Annotated in this window: 6 protein-coding genes; all 6 read right to left on the bottom strand. The window is 73.3% G+C overall.

From position 1 onward, the window contains the following. Positions 1–368: DUF6441 family protein (locus FHS88_RS20255; RefSeq protein ID WP_338146691.1), on the bottom strand; the 368-nt coding region annotated here is incomplete at its 3' end. Between the two features lie 3 nt (positions 369–371). Then, positions 372–680: a head-tail joining protein gene (locus FHS88_RS20250; RefSeq protein ID WP_184487299.1), complete on the bottom strand. Its 309-nt coding sequence runs from the start codon at positions 678–680 to the stop codon at positions 372–374. Between the two features lie 6 nt (positions 681–686). Next, positions 687–962, bottom strand: a complete 276-nt coding sequence (locus FHS88_RS20245) for a hypothetical protein (RefSeq protein WP_007005774.1) — start codon at positions 960–962, stop codon at positions 687–689. Further along, positions 959–1615 carry a structural protein gene (locus FHS88_RS20240; RefSeq protein ID WP_184487298.1) on the bottom strand — a complete coding sequence of 219 codons (657 nt, stop codon included), beginning with the start codon at positions 1613–1615 and terminating at the stop codon, positions 959–961. Before FHS88_RS20240 ends, FHS88_RS20245 begins: the two co-directional genes overlap by 4 nt. Continuing rightward, the gene (locus FHS88_RS20235; protein ID WP_184487297.1) at positions 1612–1962 is read right to left on the bottom strand and encodes a DUF2190 family protein; all 351 of its coding nucleotides are present in this window, start codon (positions 1960–1962) and stop codon (positions 1612–1614) included. Before FHS88_RS20235 ends, FHS88_RS20240 begins: the two co-directional genes overlap by 4 nt. Before the next feature lie 73 nt (positions 1963–2035). Further along, the coding region (locus FHS88_RS20230; protein ID WP_246420447.1) for a Mu-like prophage major head subunit gpT family protein at positions 2036–3427 on the bottom strand (1392 nt) is incomplete at its 5' end.

The following is a 3427-nucleotide window of genomic DNA, read 5'->3' as shown; positions in this document are numbered from 1 at the left end:
AGCCCCTTGTCGCCGCGACCGCGCCAGCCGCGCGCGGCGTTGAAGCCGGTGGCGATCGCCAGAAACCGCCCGCCGCCCTTCGGCCGGATCAGCGCCCCACGCTCGAAGGCTTCGATCACCAGCGGGGTCTTGCTCCAGACCAGGCCGGCGGCGCGCAGCGACACGCCGGTGCGCGGGAAGACCTGCGAGCGCCAGGCATTGGCGATGCCGCGCGCCTTGCCGCCGAGCGAGCCGGTGACCTGCTGGCGCAGCTCGCCCTTGAGCGCGTCGGTCTCGGCGCGCACGGCGCTGGATGCGGCGCGCTCGCCGGCACGGACCTCCTCGGCCAGCGCCTTGCGCAAGTCGCCGACGACGGCGGTGAGCCGCACAGCCTACCGCTGGCAGAGCACGCGCCAGGCGACCCCGGCAGCGTCCCGCTCGGCGCTGTCCACCGTCAACAGGTCCGCGCCAAGGGTAAAGGTGTCGCCCGGCTCGATCGCTGGCAGGGCCGCGATGGCGACCGTCAGCACGTCAGTCGCGCGCAGCACCGCCGTATCGAAGGCATCCACCACCCGGTCGGGACTGGAGCGCAGCACACGGATCGCCAAGGGAGCGCCGGTGCCCGCCGCCCGGTAGGTCGCCTCGACCCCGAGGTTCGGGTCGGCGGCGAGCACCGCCAGCGCATCGTCGAACACGCCCATGGCGGCTCAGCCGAGCCCGAGCCAGGAGGCGAGCTTCGCGCCGACCGCCGCGCCGACGATGCCGCCGGCCGCGGCCGCACCCGTCGCCGGGATGGCAGGCGATGCGCCCGGCACGCCGCCGGCCGCCAGCGATAGCCGCGCCGTCAGCCCGGCCATCGCCTTGACCAGCTCCGTGACGGTGCGGGTGAGCTCGCGCATGTCCTTGTCGCCCTCCGCCAGGCGCCGCTCGATCTCGGTCAGGCGGGTGACGATGGTGCCGAGTTCGCGGTCGTGGTCCGTCATCGGGTGACCTCCCGCTGCCGCTGCAGCCGCTGGTGGATTGTCCAGGCCGCGACGCCGATCACCGCGGCGGCGACGCCCCAGGGGCCGAGCGCGCGCAGGACCGCAGCCAGCCCCTCCGCATCCGGGGCCAGGGTGGTGACCGCATCGACCACTGCCGCCGCGGTCACGCCGGCGACCACCGAGCCCGCGGCGGCCCGGACCGTCTCGCTGTGGGCGAGGCCCGGCTGGACCAGACCGGCCATGCGCAGGCCCTCCGCGATCGTCTCCGGCGCGTAGGGCATGCCGCCGAGCTCGTGGCGGATGATCGCCTCGACCAGGCCGCGCATGGTGGCGGCGTCGTGCAGGTCGATCGGATCGTCGAGGCCAACACCGAGCCGCGCGGCGACCGCCGCCTGGTAGGCGCGGGTGTCGTTCTCGCTACTCGGCGCCCAGCGCGCGACGATGCCGCGGACCGTGCGCAGGCCGTGCCGGTCCTGGTAGCTCTGCAGCAGCAGGGCGAGGGCGCGGATGCCGTGCTGGTGCGAGCGGAAGCGGCAGAAGCGCCCGTCCGAGGGCGGCGTCTCGAGGCCGAGCCACTTGTTCGTGGCGAGGTGCTCGATGTTGCCGGGGTTGCGGTTGCGGTAGCCCCGGCTGGTCTTCGGATCGCCGCTCATGCGCCGGACGCCGGGACGCGGGCCAGCATCACGCGGACCGTGGCGTCGGCCGCGAGTGCGGCGACGGTGCAGAGGCCGACCTGGAAGTTGCCGGTCGCGGTGGTGGTGATGCGGCGGTTGGTGTTGTCCCAGAAGACCCGCGCGCCTTGGCTGATGGCCAGCGCGGGCTCCTTGGTCAGTTCAAACTCGCCGCGGGTCTCGCACTCGACGCTGGCGTTCTGCGCGGCGTCGGACGCCGCGACCCCGAAGAAGGCACCGACCAGCAGGCCCTGGCCGGAGAGGATGCCCCCCGCGTAGGGCACCACCATCGGGATGGAGCGCGCGTCGGGGCGGATGCAGTTGCGCATGGAAGGGTCTCCTGAAACGCCGAAGGCGCCCCGCAGGACGCCCTCGACGAAACTGCTGTGGTGGTGGGAAGGATCAGGTGCCCGGGTTGAACCACGCCCCGCGCCAGTCGATGGCGCCGACGCCGAAGTCGAAGATCACGCTGACCTCGACACCGTCCGCGCCCTGCACCGGGCCGGTGGTGACCTGCGGCCCCTCGGCGCCGTTGAGGTAGCCGTAGACGTAGACGGGCGCGGCGACCGGGTCGGAGAACAGGTACCAGCGGCTCGCCTGGATCAGCGGCTCGATCACCGGCTGCACGAAGCCGGCAAAGACGTTCGCCTTGCCGATCTCGCTCGCCTGCACGACCACCGTCGCCTGCCGCGCGGCGAGTTCGAGGTTCGGCCCCACCAGCAGGCGCATGGTCTGGCCCATCGAGATCGGCAGGCCGTCGAGCGTGCGCTGCTTCATGATGGCGGTGCGGCCGGCGCCGATAGTCGAAGTGTCGAGCACCGTGCCGGTGCTGGCCTTGTTGGCGCGCGCGGCGCCGGTGGCGAATACGGGCGCGCTGCCGGTGGTCAGCGTCGGGCCGTCGCCATTGGCCGAGTTCAGCAGGTTGTAGGCGGTGGCGTTCTCGAACTCGGCGACGCGGCGGCCGATGGCGGCGGCGAAGTCGGTGAAGGCGCCGAGATCATCGTTGACCAGCATCGGCCGCGTGACGCGGATGCGCCGGGCGAAGGTCTGCAGCAGGACGATCTCCTGGCTCTCGGACATGGTGCCGACCTGGATCTCGCCATTCTCGGCGAGCGGCAGCAGGGTCGGGAAGTCGCCGATGCGCAGATGCCGGTGCGGCTTGAAATCACGGAAGTCGCGCCGGAGGAAGATCTGCCGGTAGGTCGGCTGGGCCGGCTGGTAGGCCGCGAGCAGCATCTTATTGGCCGCGGCCGAGAGCAGCGCCGGGAAGTCGGAGGTGGTGTGGAAGGCGCGCTCGGCGAGCAGCGTCGGGTTGCGCGGCACGCTCCGCTCGCCCCGGGCGCGCAGCAGCTCGCCGATCATGTCGGAGGGACGCCAGCCCATGAACTCGGCATGCCGACCCGAACCCTGCGGCTGGTAGCCGGGCATGGAGCGCGCGGCGAGCGCCTCGGCCATGGCGTCGAGGATCTGCGCAGGGTCGTCGTGGCTGGGGCCGGTCTCAGGGCGGGCCGGGAGCGTCGGGCGGCTCGTCTGCGTCTGGGTGAAGGCGTCCCACAGGCGGCTGCGCAGCACCTCGGGGCTGACGCGCTCGCGGATGGCGGCATGGCGCAGCGCGTCGAGGGTGTCCGCGGCGAGCAGGCCGCGGGCGGCGGCGAGCACCGGCTCGTAGCTGGCGATGCGCTCGGCAGCGGCGCGCTCTGCCTTGGCGCGGATGGCCTCGAGATCGATCGCCGGCACGGCCGGTGCGGGCGCGACGCGGGTCGGCTCGGGCGGCGTGGTCTGCGCGGGGCTGGT

The sequence above is a fragment of the Neoroseomonas alkaliterrae genome (assembly GCF_014199195.1).
Classification (GTDB): domain Bacteria; phylum Pseudomonadota; class Alphaproteobacteria; order Acetobacterales; family Acetobacteraceae; genus Neoroseomonas; species Neoroseomonas alkaliterrae.
The sequence above is the reverse complement of the archived record's forward strand: the minus strand, read 5'-3'. Positions and strand labels throughout refer to the sequence as shown.

Bases quoted from the DNA above. Each gene is read 5' to 3' on its own strand.
- FHS88_RS20250 (WP_184487299.1), bottom strand. From the start codon at position 680: ATGGGCGTGTTCGACGATGCGCTGGCGGTGCTCGCCGCCGACCCGAAC.
- FHS88_RS20245 (WP_007005774.1), bottom strand. From the start codon at position 962: ATGACGGACCACGACCGCGAACTCGGCACCATCGTCACCCGCCTGACC.
- FHS88_RS20240 (WP_184487298.1), bottom strand. From the start codon at position 1,615: ATGAGCGGCGATCCGAAGACCAGCCGGGGCTACCGCAACCGCAACCCC.
- FHS88_RS20235 (WP_184487297.1), bottom strand. From the start codon at position 1,962: ATGCGCAACTGCATCCGCCCCGACGCGCGCTCCATCCCGATGGTGGTG.